Raw genomic sequence first — 24,757 nt, 5'->3', positions numbered from 1 at the left:
CCAGAGCCGGGAACTTTCCCGGCTCTGTTATTATGGGGCCGCCCCGTCGGGCACTTTTCCCGTATATCGGGTGTGGCATGGCAGCTGTCGGCCACCCCGTTACTCTTCTTTTTCTCTGACCTATCGAGGCCATCATGAATGATTTCACCATGACGAGGGGCGAGCGCCGTGCCACCTGGGCGCTCGGCTCCGTCTTCTCGTTGCGCATGCTCGGCATGTTTATGGTGCTGCCGGTGCTGACCACCTACGGCATGTCTCTCGCGGGGGCCTCCGAGGCGCTCATCGGCCTGGCCATCGGCATCTACGGTATGACCCAGGCGCTGTTCCAGATCCCGTTTGGCCTGCTCTCCGACAAGGTGGGCCGCAAGCCCCTCATCGTCGGCGGCCTGCTGATGTTTGCTCTCGGCAGCGTGATCGCGGCGCTGACTCACTCCATCTGGGGGGTGATCCTCGGCCGCGCCCTGCAGGGGAGCGGTGCCATCTCCGCCGCCGTGATGGCGCTCTTGTCTGATCTCACCCGCGAGCAGAACCGCACCAAGGCGATGGCTTTTATCGGGGTGAGCTTTGGCATCACTTTCGCCATCGCCATGGTGACCGGCCCCCTCATCACTCATGCGCTGGGGCTCTCCGGCCTGTTCTGGCTGATCGCCCTGCTGGCGCTGGCGGGCATCGCCGTTACCCTCTGGCTGGTGCCGACTCCGAGCGACCACCTGCTCAATCGCGAGTCCGGCATGGTGAAAGGGGGGATGCGCACCGTGCTGACCAACCCGCGCCTGCTCAAGCTCAACTTCGGCATCCTCTGTGTACACACCCTGCTGATGTCGAGCTTCGTGGCGCTGCCGCCGCTGCTGGAGCGTGCCGGCTTGCCCCGCGACAGCCAGTGGCAAGCCTATCTGGTCACCATGCTGATCGCTTTCGTCAGCGTGGTGCCCTTCATCATCTATGCCGAGAAGCGTAGAAAGATGAAGCGGGTGTTCCAGATTTGCGTGCTGGTGATGCTCGTCGCCGAGCTGGTGCTCTGGCAGAGCGGGCTGCAGCTGTGGGGCCTGCTCGCCGGCCTGCAGATCTTCTTCATCGGTTTCAACGTGATGGAGGCGTTGCTGCCCTCTCTTATTAGCAAGGAGTCGCCCCCCGGCTACAAGGGCACCGCCATGGGGATCTACTCCACCAGCCAGTTTATCGGGGTGGCCATCGGCGGCAGCCTCGGTGGTCTGCTCTACAGCCTGGGTGGCGCCTCGCTGGTGTTTGGCGGCTGCGCCGCGCTGGCGCTGCTCTGGCTCGGGGTCAGCCTCACCATGGCCGAGCCCCCTTACGTGAGCAGTCTGCGCATCGTGCTGCCGGAAGGGGTGGAGGCCAATACGGCTCTGGAGCAGAAGATCCGCGCCTGCGACGGGGTGAGCGACGTGCTGCTGGCCGCTTCCGAGCGCTCTGTCTATGTCAAGGTGGACAGCAAGCGCATCAGCCGCCGGGATCTGGAGCTGCTGGTCATCGACGGCTGGCACTGATCGCGCTAAGCTCGGTTCGGATCTGCAACTACTTGTTTTTGAAAACAGTCTGGAGGCGAAATGAACTGGTATATCTCGGTACTCAAGCAATATGCGGTATTCAGCGGGCGGGCCCGTCGCACCGAATACTGGATGTTCGTGCTCTGCAACGTCGTATTCATGCTGCTGGTGGGGATGGTGGATCGCTTGATTGGCAGCGACAAGGAGATCCTGAGCGCCATCTACTCGCTGGCAGTGTTGCTCCCGTCCCTCGCCGTGGCGGTACGCCGTCTGCATGACACCGACCGCAGCGGCTGGTGGCTGCTGATCGGCCTTATCCCCGTTATCGGTACCCTGGTGCTCATCTACTTTATGGTCTGCAACGGCCAGCAGGGGCCGAACCGCTTCGGCGATGATCCCAAAGCTGGATCCTCGCAGGGCTTTATCGCCAGCTGACAGGTGCGGCGAAACGTACAAACGAAAGAGGGAGGCATCATGCCTCCCTCTTTCGTTGTGGGGCTTCAAGAGGCGCGCCAGAACGGTTTGTCGCCGAGCACGGTCGCCCGATGCATGATGCGCCGGGCTGGCAGATAGTCGGCGTTGGCATAGTGCTGAGTGACCCGGTTGTCCCAGATGGCGATGTCGTTTTCTTGCCAGCGCCAGCGCACCTGATACTCGGGCTTGCTGACATGCTTGAACAGGAAGGCGAGCAACGCCTCGCTCTCTTGCCTCGGCAAGTCGGGCAGGCGAGTGGTGAACCCTTCGTTGACAAACAGGGCCTGACGGCCACTGATGGGATGGGTGCGGATCACCGGGTGGCGCAAGGGAGGATGGCGGGATACTGCCTCCTGCCAACGTCCGTACTCCTCCGGGCTACCGGTGTGGCGATGAGCCGGGAACGACTTGCTGAAGTCGTGTTCGGCCTCCAGTCCCGCCAGCAGTTGTTGCAGTCTTGGGGATAGCCCCTCGAAGGCGGCGATGCCGCTGGCCCACAGGGTGTCTCCGCCGACCGGCGGCAATTGCTTGGCAGCCAGAATGGCCAGCGCCGGGGGCGTCTCGATAAAGGTCACATCGGTATGCCAGTTGTCGTTGTCTGGTGGATTATCGTTGTGGGTGTCGAGCACGATGATCTCTTCGGCCTCGGGCGCATGGGGATAGATGGGGTGGATGTGCAGATCGCCGAAGCGGTTGGCCAGCGCCCGTTGAGCCAGAGGGGTGATGGGCTGGTCCCGAAAGAACAGTACCTGATGGCTCAACAGGGCCTGATGGATCTGCCCAAAGTGGCTATCGCTCAAAGGTTCGGCCAGTTGAATGCCGCTGATCTCGGCACCGATGTGGGGGCCGAGGGGGGTGATACGCAGGGTATTGCTCATAGTCCTTCTCCATGCCACGGCGTCAGGCGACGCTGCAGCGCACGTAAACCAAGTTCCAGAATGAAGGCGATCAGGGCGATCACCAGAATGCCCGCCAGCACCACGTCGGTGGCGAGAAACTCGCCGGCGGATTGCACCATAAAGCCCACGCCACGGGTGGCGGCGATGAGCTCGGCCGCCACCAGGGTGAGCCAGCCGACCCCGAGCCCGATGCGCAGCCCGGTCAAAATTTCCGGCAGGGCGCCGGGTAGGATGACGTACCACAACACCTGCCAGCGGGTGGCGCCCAGCGCTTGCGCGGCCCGCAGTCGCACCTGCTGGGCGCTCTGCACTCCCGTCAGGGTTGCCATGGCCACCGGCGCGAAGATGGCGAGATAGATGAGCAGCACCTTGGAGGTCTCGCCTATGCCAAACCAGATCACCATGAGTGGCAGGTAGGCGAGCGGGGGGACCGGTCGGTAGAGCTCGATCAGCGGATCCAGCATGCCGCGCACCGTGGGGCTCAGCCCCATGGCAATCCCCACCGTTACCCCGAACAGGGCCGCAGCTATCAGGGCGATCAGGATGCGCTGCAAGCTGGCCGCGAGATGCTGCCACAGGGTGGCATCCATGAATCCCTGCGGCCCGGCAATGGTGATGAACTGGTGCAGTACCTGCTCGGGGGGCGGCAAAAATAGAGGGCTTATCCAGCCAAGGTGCGCCACCAGCCACCAGATTGCCAGCAGGGTAGTCAGGCTAAGCAGGCTCACGCCAAGCCGGCGTGACAGGGGCCAGCGCAGGCGTACATTGGCAGGGAGTGCCGAGGATGAGAGGGCGGCTGTCATGCAAACACCTCCCGTTCGGCGAAGACCCGGCTGAGCACATATTCACGCTGCTCGATGAAGGCGGGATCCGACTTGATGCTGCGGCACGACTCCCCGGCGGCGAAGCGGCGGCCAAAATCCAGGGTCAGCCGCTCGGTGATCCGGCCCGGGGCAGGGGAGAGCAGCACCAGCTCGGTCGCCATGAATACCGCCTCCTCGATATCGTGAGTGATGAGCAGCACCTGGCGGCGCTGCTCGTGCCACAGGCGCAGCAGCAGGGTCTGCATCTGCTCGCGGGTAAAGGCGTCGAGTGCGCCGAAGGGCTCGTCGAGCAGCAGCAGTTGCGGCTGGGTGGCCAGCGCCCGGGCAATACCGACCCTCTGACGCTGACCGCCGGAGAGCTGCCAGATGGGTTTGGCATGAGCCTCTTCCAGCCCCACCTTGCGCAACATGGCCAGGGCTCTCGCTTCGCGCTCCGGGCGGGGCAGACCGGCCAGCTGTAGCCCGAAAGCCACGTTGTCCAGCACGTTGCGCCAGGGCAGTAGTCCCTCGTGCTGGAACACCACCCCCCGCTCGGCACCGGGGCCGGTCACCGGTTTGCCTTGCAGGCTGATCTCGCCCTGATGGTGGGTGAGAAAGCCTGCGATAAGGTTGAGCAGAGTGGTTTTGCCGCAGCCGGAGGGGCCGAGTACCACCATCAGCTCCCCCGCTTCCAGCGTGAGGTTGATGTTGTCGAGCACCCTTTTACCGTCGTAGTCGGCACAAAGGTGGGTGAGTTGCAGCATGGCAGCCTCCGGGTTAGTAGGGGTCATTCAGCGGGCTTGAGCCTTGACGAAACGGTCGGTGACGTACTGGCTGTAATCGTTGCCGGCGTTCTGTACCTTGCCTTGCTCCTTGAGGAAGCGGGCGGTGTCCACTATGGTCCGGTTCACCAGTGCGGCGAGCTCGTCGCTCTGCTGCCGGGCAGTCAGATAGGTGTTGCCTTTGACCAGCCCGGGTACCTCTGCGGCGGGTACGCCGCTCAGTGTTGCCAGCTTGGCGAGGTTGTCCGGTTGTGCCAGCCAGCCAGCCGGGTTGTCCAGATAGCCGCGCTGGGCCGCCAGGGTGCTGTTGACGAAGGCCTGCACCACCTCGGGGTGAGCCTTGGCAAACTCCTTGCGAACCACCCACACATCGAGTGTGGGCGCGCCCCATTCACCCACCTGGGCCGAGTCGGTCAGCACCTTGCCCTCCTTGGTCAGTTCATTGAGGGCCGGTGCCCAGACGTAGGCGCCATCTATGTCACCCCGTTGCCAGGCAGCGATGATGGCGGGCGGCTGCAGATTGACTATCTGCAGGCTGGCCGGATCCACGCCCCAGTGTCTGAGGGCGGCCAGCAGGCTGTAGTGGGTAGTGGAGGTAAAGGGCACGGCGATGCGTTTGCCAGCCAGTGCTTTGGGAGAGGCGAGCTCAGGCTTGACGACCAGCGCTTCCGAATTGCCGAGTTTGGAGGCAAGCAGGAACACCTCGATCGGTACCTGCTGGCTGGCGGCCACCGCCAGCGGGCTGGAGCCGATGTTGCCGATCTGCACATCGCCGGAAGCGAGCGCCCGCACCACGCTGGCACCACTGTCAAACTTGAGCCACTTCACCTTGGCGCCACTGTCGCGGGCAAAGGTGTTGTCGGCTTGAGCCACCTTGGCTGGCTCGGCCGAGGTCTGGTAAGCCACGGTCACGTCGACGGCGTGGGCCTGCAGGCTGAGAAGGGCGAGGGCTGTCAGCCAGAGAGAATATCCTTTTCCTATCATGATGCTATTCCGTTATCCGGGGGGGGGAATAGCCGTTTTCCCATTTATTGGCCTGATAATGAAATAACGAAAATATTGTTGTGGCGAGCAATGGTTCTTAGAAAAAGAGCGGTAAATCAATGCGTTTATTTATATATCCCAATCATCGCAGTCGATATTTGTCAGGCGAGAAACGTCGTCTGAATATGTTACTCGTCATGAGATTGTCCACCCGATACATGGGGGATGGCCACCTCGCCTTGTCAGACAAAAGACGGGGCGAGCAATAGCGATACGGAACGATAAACGATGGCGGCAAAACGAAAGCCGTTGGGGCAATGCTAAAACCCGCCGGGGTGGCGGGCTTTATGGTTTATCACGGATGGTTCAGCGTGAACCCGGCTGATCAACGTTCAATCAGCGGGGCCGAGCGGTAGCTCCACATACCGTAGGTACGCAGCACGTCGCGGTAGATACCGAGCAGCTCGCTCTGGCTCACGCTTGCCAGATCCTCGAGCGGCTTGTCTGGGAAGCTGACGCTCACCACCTGCAGCCCGGCAGGGCCGGTCTGGTCGCAGGCGGTTTCAAGCACCGCCTGACCGCGGCGCACATGGCTGGCGGAGCTCACCAGCACCGCGTAGTTGATCTGATGGCGGGCGAGGGCATAGGCGCTGTAGAGACCATTTTCCACCGTACTGGTGGCGTAGTTCTCCTCGATGAGGCGGCTGCGGTCGATGCCGTGATTGGCCAGCCAGTCGGCCATCAGCTTGCCCTCGGTCTGGTGATTTTGCGGCACTCCGCCGGTGAGGATGATGAGCGAATCGGGATCCGCCTTGGCGAGCTTGAGGGTGGCTTGCAGCCGGCCCAGCAGGATCCGGTCCATGGTGCCGTCGGGGTTGAGGGCGTAGCCCAGAGTGACGATGGCGCGTTTACCCTCTTTGCTTGCCTTGAGCTGATCCTCGGTCAGCTCGGTCTGCAGCGCCATGGTGGTGACCCGCTGCACCCTTGCGATGATCTTGTCCAGATCGGCGGCGCGCCCGCCGTTGCGATCTGCCACCTTGGCCAGGGCGGTGCGCGACGCCTCCTTGTTTCCTTTCACCAGCTGCCAGATGGCGAGGTAGCTGTTGATGTCGAGGTCATCGGGGGCGACCGCCTGCGCCTGCTCCAGCAGCGAGATGGCGCGGTCGATATTGCCGTTGTAGATCTGGGCGTTGGCCGCCGAGATAAGCAAGTCGGTGCGATAGGGTTCGAGCTGGTAGGCGGCCAGCAGCCGGTTGGTGACCAGCTCCATGTTGCTCGGCATCTTGGCGGTAAAGCCGGCGTGGGAGATCTTGGCCGGCGACTTGTAGATCTGCTGCGCCTCGGCCAGCAGCATGTCCACCACCTGGCGCTTGCTCACCAGGGTATTGAGGTCGCTCTCTATCTGCATCGAGCTTTCGGCCGCCTGCAGGGCGAGGGGAGAGAGAGCCAGCAGGCCGCTCAGCGTCAGGGCGAGAAGGGTCTGTTTCATCGAAGATTCCTCGGTCGGGCTGATTGCCACTGTGCGCCGCCAGTTGGCAGCGCCAAGCAAAGTCGCGTCAATTCAGTCGGTTAGTACCAAAACAGGCGGGCAATATAGCAGTTATCGGGGCGTCAAACTGTGAGTCGGGGCGAGTCGTGGGGGATGAACCGCGTACTCGGCTGGACTCCAAAAACGGCAGGGGGAGCGGTTTTCCCCCTGCCATCGGGAGCATGGCTCCCCCAACCTATCTGTTATTTGGATAGGTTGATTCTCAATCTATCGAGTTTCGAGTTAGTTCCACATCGGGGAGACACGGGCTTCCAGCGTCTCCTGCTGCTCTTCGGGCATATCGCTGAAGAAGTTGAGGTGAGTCTGCTCCTCCACTTCACGCACCGACACCCGGTAGTCGGCGATCTTGCTAACGGGAATATCCTGTTGCGGCATGATAAAGGCGATGGCCTGCAGTTTGGCCGGATCCATCACGATCTTGTAGTAGGCGCTCGGGATCGTCACACCCTGACCGATGGACTCTTCAGAGCCGGTAAAGATGGGGCCGGTGATGACCTGCACATCCTTGCGGCTGATAGCCCATTGGCGTGCCTTCTCCTCCAGAATGCGCCACGCCTTCTGGTTGAGGGCTGGCAACTGGGGTGTCATGTTGGTCAGCAGGAAGCTCTGCTTCATGGTGATATCGGTGGCGGCCATGTCGGCCGCGGGAGCCTGATGGCCACGGTCGTAGCCAGACCCCTTATAGTCCGACAGGGTTGCGCGATAGGCGACCGGCACCTCCTTGTCCTCGGCAAAAGCATCCTTGCGCTTGATCTTGCCCTGTGCGCTCTGGGCGGTCATCCGGTAAGACACCCACTCGGAGACCTTGTGGTCGTAGTTGTAGCCTGCGGCATAGCCGTCGCGGCACAGTTTCTGATCCGCTTCGGAGGGGGTGCCAAAGCGCATGTGTTCCCCGCAGACAAAGCCCGCAGCAAAGAGCGGTGCAGTGCCGAGGGATAGGGTGACAGCCAGAACCAATTTATTGATTTTTATCATTTTTGTGATGCTCCAGTTTAGTAGGCCGCATCATTTGATACACATCTCGAAGGAGCTTCAATTGCAGCTTGATGACACTTTCCGGATTTGTGACGTCTCGCCAAGATCTGTCGCGTGGATGGCTAATGTGTTTTAAATCAACGCCTTTCACCATGAGATGATGGAGAGTTGATTGAGGCTAAAAACAAGAGGCCCACAGCGGGCCCCTTGATTTGGTACAAGATTGCGAGGGTCAGTCGGCTCAGGCCGCCTGCTCTCCCTTGTCTGCCAGCGTGCGGGCCAGCAGCGCTTCCGGGTTGTGGATCGCCTCCTTGGTCTTCACGTCGATGACCTCGATATCGGTGAAGCGCTCGCGGTTCTTGATCGCTACGTCGTGGGCGAAGATGACGCAGCGGGCGTTGGCGACATCCTTGGCGGTGATGCGGTTGATGATGCCGTTGGCGCCCTGGGTCTCGACCTTGATCTTGATCCCCTGCTTGGCGGCGGCCTTCTGCAGGCTCTTGGCGGCGAGGAAGGTGTGGGCCACACCGGACGGGCAGGCGGTGATGGCCAGTACGTCCGCTTCCCCTTCCGCTTCAATCACCTGATAGTCGCTATCTGTGGTGGTGACTTCTTCCTCTTCACTCACCGGTTTTTTCAGAATGTTGACGATGACGGCTGTGGTCAGGGCGCCGAGGATGGTGCCGAGGATATAGCCCATCTTGCCTTCCACCACCGGCAGCACAATCCAGCCACCCCAGGGGGCGTGGTTGATGCTGTGCATCATGAAGCCGGTGATGTTGCCGACGATGCCGCCTGCCACGATGGCCGGGATAACGCGGACGGGGTCAGCGGCAGCGAACGGGATGGCACCTTCACTAATACCGATCATCCCCATGATGGCGGCCGCTTTGCCGGATTCACGCTCCTCTTTCTTGTAGCGCTTCGGAGACATGAAGGTGGCCAGCGCCATGCCGAGCGGCGGCACACAGATGGCGATACCGACGCCGCCCATCAGCCAGGGCTGGGTGTTGACCTGAGTCTGGGCAAACAGGGTGGCAACCTTGTTGACCGGGCCGCCCATATCGAAGGCGGTCATACCACCCAGAATGGCACCCAGCATCACTTTACCTGAGCCCGCCATGCTGGAGAGCCAGTTGTTCATCCCTTCCATCATGGCGGCGATCGGGGCGCCGATCCCCCACATCACGATGCCGCACACCAGGAAGGTACCGATCAGCGGGTAGATGAAGATGGAGCCAAGGGAACTCATGGAGTCCGGCAACTTGATCCGTTTGAGTTGATTGACCACGAAGCCGGCGATAAAGCCCACCAGAATCGCGCCGAGAAAACCGGTCTGATAGTGCTGCACGGCAATCCAGGAGCCGATCATGCCAGGCGCCAGACCCGGTTTGTCAGCCAGCGAGTAGGCGATATAGCCGCCCAGCACGGCGGTAAACAGGGTCAGGCCGGCGATACCCATGGTGGCCATGTCTTTGAGGAAGCCCGTTTCCGGCACCGCGCCTTTACCACTCATCATCACCGACAGCGACAGCAATACCCCGCCCGCCACGATAAAGGGGATCATGTGGGAGGTACCAAACAGCAGGTGCTGCTTCATGGTGTTGAGGCGATCCTTGAAGGAGCGCTCGGTGGGTTCAACCGGGGCAGTGGCCGCCGGTTTGGCGGTCGGGGCCGGTTTTGCAACGCTCGGGCCTTGCTTGAGCAGATCCAGCGCCTGTTCTGTGGTAGTGGCGGCCTTCATCTGCTCGATAAAGCCCGGCTCCAGCAGACGGGTCGAGAGCTCGGCCAGCACCTCGATGTGGTGGTTGGCGCCGCCATCCGGGGAGGCGATCATGAATATCAACTGGGTCGGTTTGCCATCTTCGGCACCGTACTCGATCCCTTGCTTGCTGATCCCGATTGCGATGGCGGGACGGCTCACTGCCGCGCTCTTGGCGTGGGGCAGGGCCACACCCTGCTCGAACCCGGTGCAGTCGAGTTGCTCGCGGGCCCAGACATCTTTCACAAATTGCTCTTTATCGGACACGGCGCCATCGCGCGCCAGCATCTGCGCCATCTCGTCAAACAGGGCCTCCTTGCTGGTGGCCTTCAGCTCCAGACAGATAAGTCTGCCGTTGGTTATGGTGGGTAACATTGCACTCTCCTGGCTCCGTTCCTGAGCTCGCTGGGTGGGGATTGGGTTGACTGGAATATTGTTCTCCCGTTGCCCCCTCGTCGAAATCGGACAAATGTGCCGTTTACTGGATTTTTGTGTGACATCCTCTGCCCTGTGACCCTGCTCGCAATTTACACAGCCTTGGGTTTAACCATGATGAATAAATAAAATCCTTTATAAACATATGGTTAAATTGCTGCTCATTATTAATCTCTGTTTGAGTGACGCCATTCTGGCAATCCTGCAGATGGAGATTTGTGTGAGTGGATCCGCCATAAAAAGTGTGAAGAGGGCAGCAAAAAACAGGATTTGGGTGAGGGACCCGCTGAGCAATGTCGTGACGAGAGTGAGGAGCAAAGGGAGGAGGAGAGAGTGATGACCAGCCCAAATATTCGATTGGTTCAGCTAAAAGCAATCGTTTATTTGATTGGGCAGTTGGCGGGATCCGGTTGTCGAAACAGGTGATACATTGGCCAAGTGCCGTCAGCCCTGAGTCGCGTTCAACATGTGTGACTCGCTAAAACAAGGAGATATTCTGATGGAAAAACTAGACCAAGAGGTCGACACCATGCGCCAGGAGCTGGAGCGTCAGCTACAGCAGCAAGCCCACAACAAGTGGCAGGCGAGAGTCGATGCACTGCAGCAGGAGCGCTCCGGTGATTATCAGGAAGAAGAGGTAGGGTAACCGCTCAATTTATCGTGTGAGCCGATAAGAGCCACAGTCCGGTTTTGCTATCGGCAACTCTGCGTAATAACGCAACCCCGCAGCGCTTGTACGCTGCGGGGTTGTTTATTTGGGGAACGCGTCAGATTGACTTGCCCTCGGGGAGTGGTCGTCAGATCCGGAACTTGCGCACCACATCCTGCAGCTGGCTTGCCAGCAGGTTGAGGTCGTTGCAAGCCTGAGCCATTTGCTTGGCGCCGGTGGCGACCTCTTCCGAGGCGTTGCTGATATTGACCACGTTGCGGTTGAGCTCCTCGCTGACAGCTCCCTGCTCTTCGGTTGCGGTAGCGATCTGGATATTCATATGGGAAATGCTATTGACCGAGCTGCTGATCTCGCCAATGGCGGCACCCGCCTCGCGGGCTGTATGAACCGTCTCCGTCATCATATCCTGACTCTGCTGCATGGTGACGCCCGCTTCGTTGGCGCGCAGCTGCAGTTCGGAGATGATGCGATTGATCTGGGAGGTGGAGTCCTGAGTGCGTTTGGCCAGAGTGCGTACTTCATCGGCGACCACGGCGAAACCACGACCCTGTTCACCTGCCCGTGCGGCCTCGATTGCTGCATTCAGTGCCAGCAGGTTGGTCTGCTCGGCAATCCCCTGGATCACCTCAAGCACCATGCCGATATTTCTGCTGTCATCACCCAGCTGGCGGATTACCAGAGCCGTCTCTTCGATGGCGGTAGCCACTTTCTCGATCCTGCCGATGGAGTCATTGACGGTCTCGCTGCCCTGTGCAGCAGTATCGCTGGCGGAGGTTGCTGCGCTGGCGGCGTCGTTGGTGTTGCGGGCAACCTCGAGTACCGTGGCCTGCATCTCGTTCATGGCAGTGGCCAGCTGGTTGAGCTCATGCTGCTGAGCCCCCATGTTATTGGCCGATTGCAGTGCCACCGCGCTGATCTCTTCGGCGGCCGCTCCCAGCTGCACCACCGAGCCAGAGACCTCGTTGACCAGCATGCGAAGATTGGATTGCATCTCGTTGAATCCCTGGGCCAGTTTGCCCAGCTCGTCATGGGAGAAGCATTGCATATCGAGCTGGCTGGTGAGGTTGCCTGCCGCCACCTGGCGGGTCTGCTCCAGCAGGGTCATCACCGGATTGCGGATCTGCCGGATCAGCAGCCAGGCCACAATAATCACGAACAGCAGGGTTAGCGCACCGATCGTAGTGCTCAGCAGTTTGGCTCGCTCATAGGAAGCCTCACTCTGTTTGGTCAGTTGATTGGCGACCCGATCGTTCTCCTTGCGTAGTTCCAGACCATCCTGTCCGGCCTGTTCAAGTGCTGTGCGAGACTCATTTTTGATCAACGACTGCACCCGAACCATGTCGCCCTGTACGATGGCCGTTTGCAGGTTGTCATGGACGGAGAAGTATTTGGCTGCAGCAGCCTGCAGGTCGGCGAAGATATTGCGATCTTGTTCCGAGACAAAAGGCATAGATCCATACCGTTGTTCGGCGGCAGTGAACTGGTTTTTTGCCGCCTCGAAATTCTGTGTGCTGTTGCTGAGGGAGGCGGAATCCTTACCCAGAGCATCGATCACCATGTTCAGCTCGGCACGGCGAGCATCCAGCAAGGCCACGTGCATCTGGCTGGATGCACGGATGGAGGGGACAATATTGTCAGTGACCTCGCTGGCATCACGGTAAATATTGGATAGTTGCGCAGTGGCGAACCAGGCAAACCCCAGCATCAACAATGCGAGAGTGGTAAACGCCATTATCAGCTTTTGCCCTATTGTCATTTTTGTCAGCATATGGCCTCTTGTATCTATTATTTTCCAAGGAAATCGATATGTGAAATTTTTATATCGACCACGGGATGTGATACCTTAAAAATAAATCAAATAAAAGCGAGTTTAATCACAAGGGAAATGAAATGTTCATTTTCTGACATCAACCGTGTTTGGCTGACATGCCAAAAATAAATATCAGATCCATCACTAGTCATTTTTATTATTGATAGAACCATCTAGTTATTTTTGTCGAATCACTTTTTATTTTTAAATCCAGCGTGGTCATGGTTATCAAGGTTTTTTGATGTTTTTCCTTTTAATTCAATAGCTTTTTTTATGATGCTGATGATCGTTGGCTGGCTATGTCCGTTTGACACTATTTGTCTGCTAAGTGAAATGACGGCGAGCAGGTTTTGGTAAATCAAAAGAGAACTCTTTCATTTCACTGAGGCTTGCTTTGTGGTTGTACCAGAATGACATATGACGACATCTAGGAAATGGCATGAAAAAATGCATCGGCGAGCTATCTCCATGGTGATTTTGGTTCTTATTGGAACCGATAAATAAAAGAGATAAGGAGTGCACTATTATTTTTCTCTCCTCATATTATCCAGATGATCCGGATATCATTCCTGTTTGAGCGGACGCCCAATATTTTCCTCCAGCAGAGTGAGCTCTCTGAATCAGGAGTTAATCAAGCACTGACGGCCAGTGGGAAGCGCAGCAGGGTTGAGTTTAGTGTGAGGTTCAAGGTGCGATGGCAGAGCCAAGCTGAGCCGCCAAAAGAGAGTAAGCAGAGGAGAGGCATTCCGAAAAACTGAGCGGCTTGCCAAATAGTTCATATATGTTGTGTGAGGGATAGGGAATATCAGCCCCTTTTCATTGAGCGCCGGGAGTGCTGGCCTTACCCCGCAGCCCTTCCAAGGTCGTTTATTGTTGCCCGCCATCATTTTGCAGTTGCCACTGCTGCAGCTGCTTTTTCAGGGAGCCTTCGCCCGGGGGGATAAAGTCGTCGAGTAAAAAGCAGCGTTGATCGCCCGATTTTTGCAGCTGGAGGGTGACCTCCTGCGGCTCCTGCCGGGTATCTGTCATCGCCAGACGGTAGCGCATGGTTACGGCCACCGCGCTGTCGCTGCTGCTGGTTGCACTGAAGGTGATAGGCTCGACCACATCGCCATCCTGCGCGTTGGTCCAGGGATCGGCATCAATGGCGCACACCTCCCCGTCGGCATTGCACTCGGCCTCGCGGCTCAGCACACTGAAAAAGTCCGGGGTCAGCAACTCTTTGATCCTGGCCGGATCGGTGTAATAGAAGTTCCGGTGATGCTCCCAGAACGCCTTGGCATGCTTGATGGCAACGCCGTCATCGCAAGCGGCATAAACCGGGTTGCCCAGCAGTGCCAGCAGCAACAGCGGGAGTGCAGTGCCGGCTTTCATTGTGTGGTTCCTGACCTGTACCGGTTGACGAGGAAGGGTCATGGCGGTCTCCGGAAAAAGGGGGTGGTTAAACGGGCATCATAGTCAACGCTAGGCGCAGCGAAAGAGGAATGTGGTGAATTTATGCCGCACATCAAGAATTTTGGCAGTAAAGTCGTATCCGAATGGAGTCTATTCTTCGGCTGAAAACTGCGCAATGAACTGATTCGCAAGAAAAAGGGCCATCGATGATGGCCCCTTCGTTTATTCGGTAATGGCGTTTGCGCCTTAGCTGCGGTTGCCGGCGCGAGCGACTCGCCCTTCGGCCAGCAGCTGGTAGCTGCCGGTGGCGGCCGGGATAAAGGCAGACTGGCCCTTCTCGAGACGCAGCGTCTCATCGCCGCACTTGAGGATCACGGTTGCATCGATGGCAAACAGGATCTCGGCGCTGGCGGTGGTGAGCTGGTGCTCGCCCGCCGGATAGACGCTGAAGGTGAAGTCAGGTACCGGTACCTCGAAGTGCTGCACCGATCCTTCAACATGGGGAGCAAGCAGGATCTGGTCGTCCGGTTTGGCCTGGCAGCGGGTACAGTCCAGCAGTTCTGCCACATCGATGTATTTGGGGGTGAGGCCGGCGCGCAGCACGTTGTCCGAGTTGGCCATGATCTCGAGGCCGGTGCCGCGTACATAGGCGTGCGGGGTGCAGGCATCGAGGAACATCGCCTGCCCGGGCTTGAGGGTCACCACGTTCAGCAGCAGCGGCGAGAAGAGTCCGACGTCGCCCGGATACTGGGCCGCCAGACTGGTGATAAGGGCAAAGGTCTCCTCATCCTGATGGGCGGCGGCATAGGTCAGCAGACCTGCAAGCGCCTCCTCCTTGCGCGCCCCTTCCAGTACCAGCAGCTGGTGGAAGAAGTGCTGCAGCCCCGCTTCATTCTGGTTGGCGGCAAGGGCTGCGGTCAGATCGGCGATGGCCGGCAGATTGACCCGCTCGAACAGTGCCAGAATGGCGGGGATGGCCCGAAAGCCGTTCATCGCCTGATAGGGGGTGAGGGCAAACACCAGCTCCGGCTTGTGGTTCGGGTCCTTGTAGTTGCGATTGGCTGCCTTGGCATCGATGCCGGCAGCCTCTTCCTTGGCAAAGCCCGCTTCGGCCTGAGCCTTGCTCGGGTGCACCTGAATGGAGAGGGCTTTCTCGGCGCACAGCACCTTGAACAGGAATGGCAGGCTGCCAAAACGGGCGAGGGTGGCCTCACCCAGCACGGCGGCGGGGGTGCGTTCGATCAGGGTCGAGAGCTTCTGGGTCTGGCCCGCCACTACTACGTCGGAACAGCCGTTGGGGTGGGCGCCCATCCAGAGCTCGGCCTGGGGTTTGCCCTGGGGATTGGCAATGCCAAACAGGGTGGTGAGGGAGTCATGACTGCCCCAGTCATAGCCTTGAATCGGGTTTTGCATCAACAGAAAGGAGGGCAGATCGCTACTGCTCATAAGGGACGCCTCGTCTAGTTTGAAGAAAATCGGGTGCAGAAAAGGGTGGCATTGCTGCTGTGGACCAGACTATAACATGGGCGGTCGCGCGCGCCGCAACCGCTTGCCTCTCTCTTGATCAGGATCACCATGTCTCTCATCTTCAACCAACTGCTCGACGGAGCCCTGAGCGAACAGGTTCCATTTGACCAAATCTGGTTTGCCAGTGAACAGGGGGTACCCCCAGGTTTCAGCTATCAGGTCAACTTTCCCCGTCTCGAACTGGTGTTCAGCGGCGAGTATCTCAACCAGATCTGGGACAGGGAGGAGGGAGTCAGGGAGATCTGCGTATTGCCGGGACAGGCGCTCTACATCCCCCCCAACGGCTGGAACAAGCCGCTCTGGACCACCGACTGCTCGGTGCTGAGCCTGCTCTTTGGCAAGCGCCAGCTGGGCTTCAGTCTGGTGAGCAAGCGACGGGAAGACCCCGATTTCTTCGATGTGCAAAAGCACAGCATCATGGCGCGAGCGGGTCACGTCATCGAACACATACTGGCGGCGCTCAACGTGTTGGCCGAGGATCCCGGTCGCTCTCCTACCGATGACCACCTGCTGCAGGCGTTGTTGTCGAGCGCCCGGCAACTGCTGATCGCCTCTGCCACAGATCGGCCGCGGGGGGCAGATCTCTTTCACGGGATCTGCATCTATATCCAGGAGAACTTTCACCGCCCCATCACCCGGGATTCCATCGCCCACCGCTTCAACGTTTCTGCCAGCCATCTCTCCCACCTGTTTCGCGAGCAGGGCCATATGCGCCTTGCCGATTACATCAGCTGGGTACGGATCGATCGGGCCAAATTCATGCTGAAAAAGTACCGCTTCCGCCTTGAAGAGGTAGCAAGCCGCTGCGGTTACAGCGACGTGAACTATTTCTGCCGGGTGTTCAAGCAGAAGACGGGATTGACCCCGACCCAGTATCGCTCCCTGAGCCAGCCCCAGAACCAGAGTCATGAGCGGGCGTGATAAAAACGGGGGCGAAACAGGAGCTCGGCCGGGATGCAATCGCCACTGTCAAAGAGGCTCTACCTCTTTGGTCTGACATGCGAGCTCGCCATTTTATTATGAAAATGAATGGGCTAAGATGGCCGCGCGCAACAAACAAGTTGATAACAAACGGAAGTTAGGAGATGCCGATGGAAAGCAAAGTAGTTATCCCGACCCAGGGCCAGAAAATCACAGTCGACGCCAGCGGCAAGCTGCAGGTTCCCAACCATCCGATCATTCCGTTTATCGAAGGGGATGGCATCGGTGTTGACGTAACCCCGGCCATGTTGAATGTGGTGAATGCTGCGGTCGAGAAAGCCTACAAGGGCGAGCGCAAGATCGCCTGGATGGAGATCTACACCGGCGAGAAGTCGACTCATGTCTATGGTGAAGGTGCCTGGCTGCCGGCCGAAACCCTCGATTTCATTCGCGAATACTGCGTGGCCATCAAGGGCCCGCTGACCACGCCGGTCGGTGGCGGTATCCGCTCTCTCAACGTGGCTCTGCGTCAGGAGCTGGATCTCTACATCTGCCTGCGCCCGGTGCGTTACTACGACGGCACCCCGAGCCCGGTGAAGCGTCCTGATCTGACAGACATGGTGATCTTCCGCGAAAACGCCGAAGACATCTATGCCGGTATCGAGTGGAAGGCCGACAGCGCCGAAGCGAACAAGGTGATCGCCTTCCTGCAAAACGAGATGGGTGTGAAGAAAATTCGCTTCCCCGAGTCCTGCGGGATCGGCATCAAGCCGATGTCCAAGGCCGGTACCGAGCGTCTGGTGCGTGCCGCCATCGAGTATGCCATCGACAACGATCGCGACTCCGTGACTCTGGTGCACAAGGGCAACATCATGAAGTTCACCGAAGGTGCCTTCAAGGATTGGGGCTATGCTCTGGCCCAGAACGAGTACGGTGCCCAGCTGATTGACGGCGGCCCCTGGTGCTCCTTCAAGAACCCGAAAACCGGCAAGACCATCGTCATCAAGGATGTCATCGCCGACGCCTTCCTGCAGCAGATCCTGCTGCGTCCGGCCGAGTATGACGTCATCGCCTGTATGAACCTCAACGGCGACTATATCTCCGATGCGCTGGCTGCTCAGGTGGGCGGTATCGGTATCGCACCGGGTGCCAACATCGGTGACGGCGTGGCCCTGTTCGAGGCAACTCACGGTACTGCGCCGAAATATGCCGGTCAGGACAAGGTTAACCCGGGCTCGCTGATCCTCTCCGCCGAGATGATGCTGCGCCACATGGGCTGGGTCGAAGCGGCCGATCTCATCATCAAGGGGATGGAAGCGGCGATCCGCAACAAGACCGTCACCTATGACTTCGAGCGTCTGATGGAAGGGGCCACCCTGCGCTCCTGCTCCCAGTTTGCTCAGGACATGATCGACCAGATGTAATGTCTTCTGCTTGCCAGAAAAGACAAAACCGGCGCCATGAGCGCCGGTTTTTTTTATCTCGCGTGAGTGAAGAGGATCAGATGTTGGCCGCAGCCAGATACTTGGTCATCTCCTCGGCCGGGACCATGCCGCCGCCGGTGGCCCACACCAGATGGGTGGCGCGGGCCATGGTTGCCGCGTCCAGTCCCTGCGCGGTTTGCCATGCCGGATCGGCGGCTACGCGCCACGGGCCAGCCATGCCGGCCAGCGCCGAGGGTTCCAGCTTGATCTGCTCATCGCGCGCCAGCAGTCCCAGCAGGTCATACATCTCCTGATCGCTCAGGGTGTAGAAGCCATCGAGCAGCCGCTCCATGGCGCGACCGACGAAGCCGGAGGCGCGCCCCACAGCAAGGCCGTCGGCCGCGGTGAGGTTGTCGATACCCAAATCCTGCACCGCAATGGCATCGTGTAGTCCGGTGTGAACCCCCAGCAGCATGCAGGGGGAGTGGGTCGGCTCGGCAAACAGACAGTGGACATGATCACCGAACGCGAGCTTGAGACCAAAGGCCACCCCGCCCGGGCCGCCGCCTACGCCACAGGGCAAATAGACAAACAGCGGGTGGTCGGCATCCACCTTGATGCCCATCTGGTCGAACTGCGTTTTCACCCGCTCGCCCGCCACCGAGTAGCCGAGGAACAGGGTGCGGGAGTTCTCGTCATCGATAAAGAAGCAGTTGGGATCCCGCTCGGCCTCTTTGCGCCCCTGTTCCACCGCAACCCCGTAATCTTCGGCATATTCGACCACGATGGCGCCATGTTCGCGCAATTTTCGCTTCTTCCACTCCCGCGCATCGGCCGACATGTGGACGGTAACGGTAAAGCCCAGCTTGGCGCTCATGATGCCGATGGACATGCCAAGGTTGCCGGTGGAGCCCACTGCGATGCTGTACTGGCTGAAGAACTGGCGGAACTCGTCGCTAAAGAGCTTGCGGTAGTCATCCTCTTCTCGCAGCAGACCGGCTTTGATGGCCAGCTGCTCGGCATGGGCCAGCACCTCGTAGATGCCGCCGCGCGCCTTGATGGAGCCGGAGATGGGCAGGTGGCTATCTTTTTTCAGCAGCAGTCTACCGGTGACTTCAACGCCGTAACGCTGGTTGAGCGTGGCCTGCATCGCCGGAATGGCGGCGATGTCGGACTCCAGAATACCGTTGCTGGCGCGGGTCTCGGGGAAGGCTTCGCACATGTAGGGGGCGAAGCGGGCCAGCCGAGCGGAAGCGTCCGCCACATTGTTATTATCGAGCCCCACATAGGGCAGACCGGCAGCCAGAGTGGTGGTGTTGGGGTTGAACCAGGTGACTGGCTCTAGCGCGATCAGGGATTGCACCAGTGGAAATTGCGCTGTGAGCTGTTGTACGTCGATGTTTTTCATAGTGTTCTCGGTCTTGTTACACGATAAAGGAGAGCAGGAAAGTACCGGCCAGCGCCATCAGGGAGGCAACAAAGGTGGCGGTGGTGTAGTACTTGAGTGTTTCGTTCAGGGTGGCACCGCAATACTGTTTGACCAGCCAGAACAGAGAGTCGGTCACCATGGTGCAGCCAATGGCGCCTGAGCCGATGGCCAGGGTCATGATCTCCGGGCTGATGTTCGGGTAGTGCACCATGATGGGGGAGACGATGGCGGTGGCGCCCATCATGGCGACGGTGGCGGAGCCCACGGCGGCGTGCAGCACGATGGCAACCAGCCAGGCCAGAAGAATGGGGTGCATATCCAGCTGGGAGAGGATGGTGGCCAGGCTATCGCCCAGGCCGCTTGCCTTGAGCACCCCGTTGAAAGCGCCACCCGCACCGATGATGAGCAGAATGTTGGCGATGGAGGAGAAGCACTCCTCGGTCTTGTTAAGCAGTCCCTCCATCTTCATCTGCTGGCGGATCCCCAGCACGTAGTAGGCGGTGAAGGCTGCGATAAACATGGCGGTGATGGGGTTGCCGATAAATTCCAGCACGGTGTAGAGGTGGCTGGCGTGATCCATGTTGAGCTCGGCGACCGTCTTGGCCAGCATCAGCAGGATGGGCAGCAGCACGGTAAAGAGCGAGGCGCTCAAGGTCGGGAGAGTGGCCTCATCGCGCGCCTTGATGTCGGCAAAGGCATCGGGTACCCCCTTGAACGGGAGCCGGTTACCCAGCAGTTTAAGGAACAGAGGGCCGCCGATAAGAGAGGCGAAGAGGCCGACCGCCAGACCATAGACGATGACGGAACCCACATCGGCGCCCAGCTGATTGGTGACATAGAGGGCAGCAGGGTGCGGCGGTACGATGCAGTGCACGGCCATCAGGGCGGTGCAGAGCGGAATGGCCAGCTTGAGCAGCGAGGTGTTGGTCTTGCGGGCGATGGAGAAGGCCAGTGGGATCAGCAGTACCACGCCAACTTCGACGAACAGGGTGATGCCACATACCAGACCAACCAGCACCATGATGACATCCGGCGAGAGCCAGTGGCATCTCTGCAGGGCGAGGCCGATACGCTCCGCCGCGCCCGACACCTCCATCATCTTGCCGAGTATGGTGCCAAGGCCGATGACGGCGGCGAGAAAGCCGAGCGTGCCGCCAATTCCCTCTTCCATGGCGCTGACCATCTTGAGGGGCTCCATCCCCATCAGGGTGCCCACATAGAAGCTGGCCAACAGCAGGGCAAGAAAGGGGTGGATCTTGCCCTTTACTATGGTGACCACGATAAGAACGATGCTACTTAGCAAGGTAGCGATGACCCATACCTCTGAACTCATACTGCGCCTCGACATCTGTTGTATGTGATTGTTTATGCGCTATTGAATGAAAATGAGGCGGGGCTGACAAATGATGAAATCGACCACTTGGGTGAGCTGAAGTGATGCAAAATAGCCTTATTGGTCACATTTTCTGTAAATGGTGTTTATTGGGTCTTTTCATTGCATCTGGAAAGGGGGGGCTGCGCGGTATGATGTACGTGAACCGGTGAGAGGAGTTTGAATGTATATCGCGGATCACTACATATCGCGCAACAAGCTGCTGAATGGCTACCAGCTGGCCAAGCTGCACACCTTCGAGGCGGCAGCGCGCCACGGATCTTTTGCCATGGCAGCCGATGAACTGTCGCTGAGCCCGAGTGCCGTCAGCCACCGGATAAGCGCGCTGGAGGAGGAGCTGGGCTTTCAGCTCTTTGAGCGTTTCCATCGCAAGGTGGTGTTGACGGCGGAAGGGCAGCGGGTGTTCTGGGCGCTCAAGTCATCGCTGGAGTTCATCAATCAGGAGATCCTGGAGATCAGAAATCAGGAGCTCTCGGGCACTCTGACCATCTACTCGCGGCCCTCCATCGCCCAGTGCTGGCTGGTGCCAAGGCTGGCCGACTTCTCAAGACTGCATCCCCAGATCGAGCTGAACATTGTGACTGGCAACGAGAACATCAATCTGCACGGTTATGGCATCGATCTGACCCTCTACTTCGACGAGAAGGTACCGGAGCGGCTCGCCATCCACCATCTGATGGATGAGTTCATAGTGCCGGTTTGCAGCCCCGAATATGCCATGCAACACAACCTGTTGGAGAATCCCGGCAACTTGAAGCACTGTCGGCTGCTGCACGATCGGCAGGCCTGGGGGTATGACTCCGATGGCGATGAGTGGGAGAGTTGGGCACGCCACCACGGAGTGAGCCTCGCTGAATGTCGGCTCAATATGGGCTTTGATCGCTCCGATCTCGCCATCATCGCCGCCATGAATCACGGGGGCATCGCCATGGGACGCAAGAATCTGGTGAGCAAGCGGTTGGCGCGCAATGAACTGGTTACCCCGTTTTCGGGCCGTGAGGTGAAGTGCGAGCAGCGTTACTACATTGCGACCCTGCCCAATCGCCAGTGTCCCAAGATCCAGGCGTTTATCGAGTGGGCGCAGCAAACGGCGCAAGAGACTGCATCGGCCTGATGGGGCCCGCAGCTGGAAAAACAAAATAGAGGTTATTGGGGGAGGAGATAAACAAGCGCCTTGCAGCTTGGTGCTGCAAGGCGAATAGTCGAAGGATCAGGTAGTTCTTTCCAGATGGTGCTGGTAAATCTGCTGCCACTTGTCCAGCTCGGTCTCATCCCCTTGCTGCTGCCAGAACTCGCAGATGGAGCTGGCAAGCTCGGATGCCATGGCGTGGTCGCCATCGCGGCGGCTCATCAGATATTGTCCAAGCCAGCTTTGGTACTGTTTCATTGCACGATCTCCTTATCAATTTGACGATTGATACTGCGGCAGCGACGGCTCCACACCCTGAACGGGCCCGGTCGCAGGCACCTTGCGCCTTGTCTGCGGATCTTCCTGTTTTTCGCCGTTATAAGTGTCAATTCAGACAGATAGCGGTCGAGAAAAGAGCGAAGGTGTCAAAAATTGGCCACCACCTTATCACAAAAAGATGTGAAGATCAGGTTTTGGGGTCAATTGGGTTATAAATCGGGCGAAAATTGGGCCTGATAGCGACAAAAGGGGCCAGAAAGCTTGCGCCCCTCTCTGGTCTGTTACGGGCTGTATGGCTGGAAAATTATTGAGTGAGGCGGCGTGCCTGCCAGTAGCGGCTGTTCCAGTAGACATTGTCGAGCCGCGAGCGGATCACCCCCTTGCTGGTGGAGGCGTGGATAAACTCCCCGGCACCGGTGTAGACACCCACGTGATACTGCTGCCAGCCGGTCTTGAAGAAGACCAGATCGCCGTGCTGCAGCCGGTAGCGATCGACGGGTTGGCCGATATTGGCCTGGGATTCGGTGGTTCTTGGCAGGTTGACCCCCAGCACCTGGTTGTAGGCGAGCTGGGTGAAGGCAGAGCAGTCGAGCCCGGCGCGGCTGGTGCCGCCCATCCGGTAGGGCACCCCTCGCCACTGCTGATAGAAGCCGTCGAAGGCGCTGCTCTGGCGCGGGGCCGGCGGTGGCTCAGGCGTACTGGAACAGGCGGCCAGCAGCAGGGTCAGCAGGATGAGCAGCAACGGACGGTACATCGGGGCACATTCTCCAGAACAAACGTGGCAAAACAGGTGCGACAGGACACGTTCGGCACGACAACTTTTCCATCATAAACAAGGTATTGGTCAGATACCTAGCTACATGTGACAAAAATGGTCGTTTTGTTGCAAAAAAACGCCAGCACGGTGGCTGGCGCTTGGGGTCTGGCGTCACAGATCAGGAGGCTGGGCTGATCAGCGGTTTGAGCAGCTCGGCCAGCTTGTAGAAGGTCTGCACCCGGGTAGTGCTGGGGCGCCACACCAGCCCGATCTCGCGATAGGGGTGTTCGCCGGGCAGCGGGATGGCCACCAGATCGGAGTTGTCGAGAATACCGGCATCGATGGCCATCTGGGGCAGGAAGGTGGTGCCAAGACCCGCCTCCACCATCTGCACCAGGGTGTGCAGGCTGGTGGCGGCGAACGGGTTGATCTTGCTCTTGTCCCGCAGTCGGCAGGCGCTCACCGCATGCTCGGTCAGGCAGTGCTCCCGCTCCAGCAGGAAGATGCTCTGGTTGGGCAGCTCCTTGTAGTCGAACGGGGTGTGCAGACCGGCCGCCATGCTGGCGGGCATCACCATGTGGAAGGGGTCCTGACCGACCGTCTTGCAGTGAAAGCCGCCAATCTCGATGGGCAGGGCAAGGATCAGCAGATCGAGCTGCCCCTGCTCAAGTTGTTTGAGCAGATTGCTGGTGGTGTCTTCCCGCAGCAACAATTCGAGGTCAGGATAGGCCTTGCTGCACTCTTTGAGCAGCTTGCTCAGGAGGAAGGGGGCAATGGTGGGGATGCAGCCGAGGCGCACTGTGCCCTGCATCACCCCACCCTGATTGAGGCCAAGTTCCATCAGATCCCGCGCATCGGAGAGCAAATTGCGAGCTCGCTCGACGATTTCCATGCCGACCGGGGTCATAATGAAGCTCTTGTGGTCACGCTCCACCAGTTGCAGGTTCATCATGTCCTCCAGCGTCTGGATCCCGGTACTCAGGGTCGATTGACTGACATGACAGGCCTTGGCGGCGCGATTGAAGTTTTTGTGCTCGTCGAGAGCAACCAGATATTGCAGCTGTTTGAGGCTGGGCCAACGTTGCATAGAAAAACCCGATTAATGCTATCTATTTAATTTGATTTACTAATCTACCACCGGGTATATAGTTTGTCGCTTGAATTAGACGGACTTGGCTCTAGGTAGCCCAATCCTGACTGGATTGTTCACTTCACATAAAGAGGAATTGAATATGGTATTGGTAGGCCGTCCCGCACCCGATTTTACCGCTGCAGCTGTTCTGGGTAATGGTGAGATTGTTGACACTTTCACCCTGTCATCCCACATCAAAGGCAAAGCTGCCGTTGTCTTCTTCTATCCGCTCGATTTCACCTTCGTTTGCCCGTCCGAGCTGATTGCCTTCGACCACCGTTATGAAGAGTTCCAGAAGCGTGGCGTGGAAGTGATCGGTGTTTCCATCGATTCCCAGTTCTCCCACAACGCATGGCGCAACACCAAAGTGGAAGATGGTGGTATCGGTCAGGTCAAGTACCCGCTGATCGCCGACGTCAAGCACGAAATCTGCAAAGCCTACGACGTTGAGCATCCGGAAGCCGGTGTTGCTTTCCGTGGCTCCTTCCTGATCGACAAGAACGGTGTTGTTCGTCACCAGGTTGTCAACGATCTGCCGCTGGGCCGCAACATCGACGAAATGCTGCGCATGGTCGACGCCCTGCAGTTCCACGAAGAGCACGGCGAAGTGTGCCCGGCTCAGTGGGAAAAAGGCAAAAAAGGTATGCAAGCCTCTCCGGACGGCGTTGCCAAGTACCTGTCCGAGAACGCTGACTCCCTGTAATAGAGTTAGCTCTCTGCTTG

The 24,757-nt window shown here is 58.8% G+C and carries 22 protein-coding genes; 7 read left to right on the top strand and 15 right to left on the bottom strand.

Annotated features, from left to right (window positions below; translation table 11 throughout):
* Positions 1–134: 134 nt before the first annotated feature.
* Complete coding sequence (locus tag WE862_RS17585) at positions 135–1,505, top strand: MFS transporter (RefSeq protein ID WP_042031259.1); 1,371 nt, start codon at positions 135–137, stop codon at positions 1,503–1,505.
* A 60-nt stretch (positions 1,506–1,565) separates the two neighbouring features.
* Positions 1,566–1,940: a DUF805 domain-containing protein gene (locus WE862_RS17580; RefSeq protein ID WP_042031257.1), complete on the top strand. Its 375-nt coding sequence runs from the start codon at positions 1,566–1,568 to the stop codon at positions 1,938–1,940.
* A gap of 65 nt (positions 1,941–2,005) precedes the next feature.
* On the opposite strand, the gene tauD is transcribed toward WE862_RS17580, so the two are convergent.
* From tauD to WE862_RS17545, 7 genes are all read right to left on the bottom strand, one after another.
* Positions 2,006–2,857, bottom strand: a complete 852-nt coding sequence (tauD, locus tag WE862_RS17575) for a taurine dioxygenase (protein WP_042031256.1) — start codon at positions 2,855–2,857, stop codon at positions 2,006–2,008.
* Entirely contained in the window at positions 2,854–3,681 is an 828-nt protein-coding gene (gene tauC / locus WE862_RS17570; RefSeq protein WP_339058652.1) for a taurine ABC transporter permease TauC, read from the bottom strand. Before tauC ends, tauD begins: the two co-directional genes overlap by 4 nt.
* On the bottom strand, positions 3,678–4,472 hold the full coding sequence (gene tauB / locus WE862_RS17565; protein ID WP_404801000.1) for a taurine ABC transporter ATP-binding subunit: 795 nt from the start codon (positions 4,470–4,472) through the stop codon (positions 3,678–3,680). The genes tauC and tauB overlap by 4 nt, the downstream gene beginning before the upstream one ends.
* A complete protein-coding gene (gene tauA, locus WE862_RS17560) occupies positions 4,473–5,447 on the bottom strand; it encodes a taurine ABC transporter substrate-binding protein (RefSeq protein WP_042031253.1) in 975 nt (324 codons plus the stop codon).
* Between the two features lie 385 nt (positions 5,448–5,832).
* A complete protein-coding gene (locus tag WE862_RS17555) occupies positions 5,833–6,936 on the bottom strand; it encodes a YdcF family protein (RefSeq protein WP_042031251.1) in 1,104 nt (367 codons plus the stop codon).
* A gap of 282 nt (positions 6,937–7,218) precedes the next feature.
* The gene (locus WE862_RS17550) at positions 7,219–7,971 is read right to left on the bottom strand and encodes a DNA/RNA non-specific endonuclease (protein ID WP_042031250.1); all 753 of its coding nucleotides are present in this window, start codon (positions 7,969–7,971) and stop codon (positions 7,219–7,221) included.
* Positions 7,972–8,212: 241 nt separating this feature from the next.
* A complete protein-coding gene (locus tag WE862_RS17545; protein WP_042031249.1) occupies positions 8,213–10,108 on the bottom strand; it encodes a PTS fructose transporter subunit EIIC in 1,896 nt (631 codons plus the stop codon).
* Positions 10,109–10,667: 559 nt separating this feature from the next.
* On the opposite strand from WE862_RS17545, the gene WE862_RS17540 reads away from it, so the two are divergent.
* Positions 10,668–10,814 carry a hypothetical protein gene (locus WE862_RS17540; RefSeq protein ID WP_165791294.1) on the top strand — a complete coding sequence of 49 codons (147 nt, stop codon included), beginning with the start codon at positions 10,668–10,670 and terminating at the stop codon, positions 10,812–10,814.
* A gap of 151 nt (positions 10,815–10,965) precedes the next feature.
* Here WE862_RS17540 and WE862_RS17535 read toward each other — a convergent pair whose 3' ends face one another.
* The 3 genes from WE862_RS17535 to manA all read right to left on the bottom strand — a co-directional run bounded on the left by WE862_RS17535 (position 10,966) and on the right by manA (position 15,489).
* Positions 10,966–12,606, bottom strand: coding sequence for a methyl-accepting chemotaxis protein (locus WE862_RS17535; protein WP_042031245.1), 1,641 nt, complete (start codon positions 12,604–12,606; stop codon positions 10,966–10,968).
* Between the two features lie 909 nt (positions 12,607–13,515).
* Complete coding sequence (locus WE862_RS17530) at positions 13,516–14,022, bottom strand: hypothetical protein (protein ID WP_042031243.1); 507 nt, start codon at positions 14,020–14,022, stop codon at positions 13,516–13,518.
* Between the two features lie 267 nt (positions 14,023–14,289).
* Entirely contained in the window at positions 14,290–15,489 is a 1,200-nt protein-coding gene (gene manA / locus WE862_RS17525) for a mannose-6-phosphate isomerase, class I (RefSeq protein WP_042031242.1), read from the bottom strand.
* A 129-nt stretch (positions 15,490–15,618) separates the two neighbouring features.
* On the opposite strand from manA, the gene WE862_RS17520 reads away from it, so the two are divergent.
* Positions 15,619–16,491, top strand: coding sequence for a helix-turn-helix transcriptional regulator (locus WE862_RS17520; protein WP_042031240.1), 873 nt, complete (start codon positions 15,619–15,621; stop codon positions 16,489–16,491).
* A gap of 170 nt (positions 16,492–16,661) precedes the next feature.
* Entirely contained in the window at positions 16,662–17,915 is a 1,254-nt protein-coding gene (icd, locus tag WE862_RS17515) for an NADP-dependent isocitrate dehydrogenase (RefSeq protein WP_033114311.1), read from the top strand.
* A gap of 76 nt (positions 17,916–17,991) precedes the next feature.
* Here icd and WE862_RS17510 read toward each other — a convergent pair whose 3' ends face one another.
* Together WE862_RS17510 and dsdX are read right to left on the bottom strand one after the other, a co-directional pair.
* Positions 17,992–19,323: a D-serine ammonia-lyase gene (locus WE862_RS17510; protein ID WP_042031239.1), complete on the bottom strand. Its 1,332-nt coding sequence runs from the start codon at positions 19,321–19,323 to the stop codon at positions 17,992–17,994.
* 16 nt (positions 19,324–19,339) lie between these two features.
* Positions 19,340–20,677, bottom strand: a complete 1,338-nt coding sequence (gene dsdX, locus WE862_RS17505) for a D-serine transporter DsdX (RefSeq protein WP_042031238.1) — start codon at positions 20,675–20,677, stop codon at positions 19,340–19,342.
* Between the two features lie 223 nt (positions 20,678–20,900).
* Between dsdX and dsdC the strand changes: the two genes are divergently transcribed.
* Positions 20,901–21,851 carry a DNA-binding transcriptional regulator DsdC gene (gene dsdC, locus WE862_RS17500; protein ID WP_042031236.1) on the top strand — a complete coding sequence of 317 codons (951 nt, stop codon included), beginning with the start codon at positions 20,901–20,903 and terminating at the stop codon, positions 21,849–21,851.
* A 96-nt stretch (positions 21,852–21,947) separates the two neighbouring features.
* Here dsdC and WE862_RS17495 read toward each other — a convergent pair whose 3' ends face one another.
* From WE862_RS17495 to WE862_RS17485, 3 genes are all read right to left on the bottom strand, one after another.
* Entirely contained in the window at positions 21,948–22,124 is a 177-nt protein-coding gene (locus tag WE862_RS17495; protein ID WP_104014414.1) for a hypothetical protein, read from the bottom strand.
* Positions 22,125–22,449: 325 nt separating this feature from the next.
* A complete protein-coding gene (locus WE862_RS17490) occupies positions 22,450–22,899 on the bottom strand; it encodes a C40 family peptidase (protein WP_041208586.1) in 450 nt (149 codons plus the stop codon).
* A gap of 181 nt (positions 22,900–23,080) precedes the next feature.
* Entirely contained in the window at positions 23,081–23,989 is a 909-nt protein-coding gene (locus WE862_RS17485) for a hydrogen peroxide-inducible genes activator (protein ID WP_042031235.1), read from the bottom strand.
* A 145-nt stretch (positions 23,990–24,134) separates the two neighbouring features.
* Here WE862_RS17485 and WE862_RS17480 point away from each other — a divergent pair, with 145 nt between their 5' ends.
* Positions 24,135–24,737, top strand: a complete 603-nt coding sequence (locus WE862_RS17480) for a peroxiredoxin C (protein WP_033114317.1) — start codon at positions 24,135–24,137, stop codon at positions 24,735–24,737.
* Positions 24,738–24,757 lie beyond the last annotated feature (20 nt).

Source organism: Aeromonas jandaei (assembly GCF_037890695.1).
GTDB lineage: Bacteria > Pseudomonadota > Gammaproteobacteria > Enterobacterales > Aeromonadaceae > Aeromonas > Aeromonas jandaei.
This window is presented reverse-complemented; position numbering and strand designations above follow the sequence as displayed.

Bases quoted from the DNA above. Each gene is read 5' to 3' on its own strand.
- WE862_RS17585 (WP_042031259.1), top strand. From the start codon at position 135: ATGAATGATTTCACCATGACGAGGGGCGAGCGCCGTGCCACCTGGGCG.
- WE862_RS17480 (WP_033114317.1), top strand. From the start codon at position 24,135: ATGGTATTGGTAGGCCGTCCCGCACCCGATTTTACCGCTGCAGCTGTT.
- manA (WP_042031242.1), bottom strand. From the start codon at position 15,489: ATGAGCAGTAGCGATCTGCCCTCCTTTCTGTTGATGCAAAACCCGATT.
- WE862_RS17495 (WP_104014414.1), bottom strand. From the start codon at position 22,124: ATGAAACAGTACCAAAGCTGGCTTGGACAATATCTGATGAGCCGCCGC.
- WE862_RS17550 (WP_042031250.1), bottom strand. From the start codon at position 7,971: ATGATAAAAATCAATAAATTGGTTCTGGCTGTCACCCTATCCCTCGGC.
- tauB (WP_404801000.1), bottom strand. From the start codon at position 4,472: ATGACCCCTACTAACCCGGAGGCTGCCATGCTGCAACTCACCCACCTT.
- WE862_RS17485 (WP_042031235.1), bottom strand. From the start codon at position 23,989: ATGCAACGTTGGCCCAGCCTCAAACAGCTGCAATATCTGGTTGCTCTC.
- dsdX (WP_042031238.1), bottom strand. From the start codon at position 20,677: ATGAGTTCAGAGGTATGGGTCATCGCTACCTTGCTAAGTAGCATCGTT.
- WE862_RS17535 (WP_042031245.1), bottom strand. From the start codon at position 12,606: ATGCTGACAAAAATGACAATAGGGCAAAAGCTGATAATGGCGTTTACC.
- WE862_RS17490 (WP_041208586.1), bottom strand. From the start codon at position 22,899: ATGTACCGTCCGTTGCTGCTCATCCTGCTGACCCTGCTGCTGGCCGCC.
- WE862_RS17555 (WP_042031251.1), bottom strand. From the start codon at position 6,936: ATGAAACAGACCCTTCTCGCCCTGACGCTGAGCGGCCTGCTGGCTCTC.
- tauA (WP_042031253.1), bottom strand. From the start codon at position 5,447: ATGATAGGAAAAGGATATTCTCTCTGGCTGACAGCCCTCGCCCTTCTC.
- dsdC (WP_042031236.1), top strand. From the start codon at position 20,901: ATGTATATCGCGGATCACTACATATCGCGCAACAAGCTGCTGAATGGC.
- WE862_RS17510 (WP_042031239.1), bottom strand. From the start codon at position 19,323: ATGAAAAACATCGACGTACAACAGCTCACAGCGCAATTTCCACTGGTG.
- WE862_RS17540 (WP_165791294.1), top strand. From the start codon at position 10,668: ATGGAAAAACTAGACCAAGAGGTCGACACCATGCGCCAGGAGCTGGAG.
- WE862_RS17530 (WP_042031243.1), bottom strand. From the start codon at position 14,022: ATGAAAGCCGGCACTGCACTCCCGCTGTTGCTGCTGGCACTGCTGGGC.
- WE862_RS17520 (WP_042031240.1), top strand. From the start codon at position 15,619: ATGTCTCTCATCTTCAACCAACTGCTCGACGGAGCCCTGAGCGAACAG.
- WE862_RS17545 (WP_042031249.1), bottom strand. From the start codon at position 10,108: ATGTTACCCACCATAACCAACGGCAGACTTATCTGTCTGGAGCTGAAG.
- WE862_RS17580 (WP_042031257.1), top strand. From the start codon at position 1,566: ATGAACTGGTATATCTCGGTACTCAAGCAATATGCGGTATTCAGCGGG.
- icd (WP_033114311.1), top strand. From the start codon at position 16,662: ATGGAAAGCAAAGTAGTTATCCCGACCCAGGGCCAGAAAATCACAGTC.
- tauC (WP_339058652.1), bottom strand. From the start codon at position 3,681: ATGACAGCCGCCCTCTCATCCTCGGCACTCCCTGCCAATGTACGCCTG.
- tauD (WP_042031256.1), bottom strand. From the start codon at position 2,857: ATGAGCAATACCCTGCGTATCACCCCCCTCGGCCCCCACATCGGTGCC.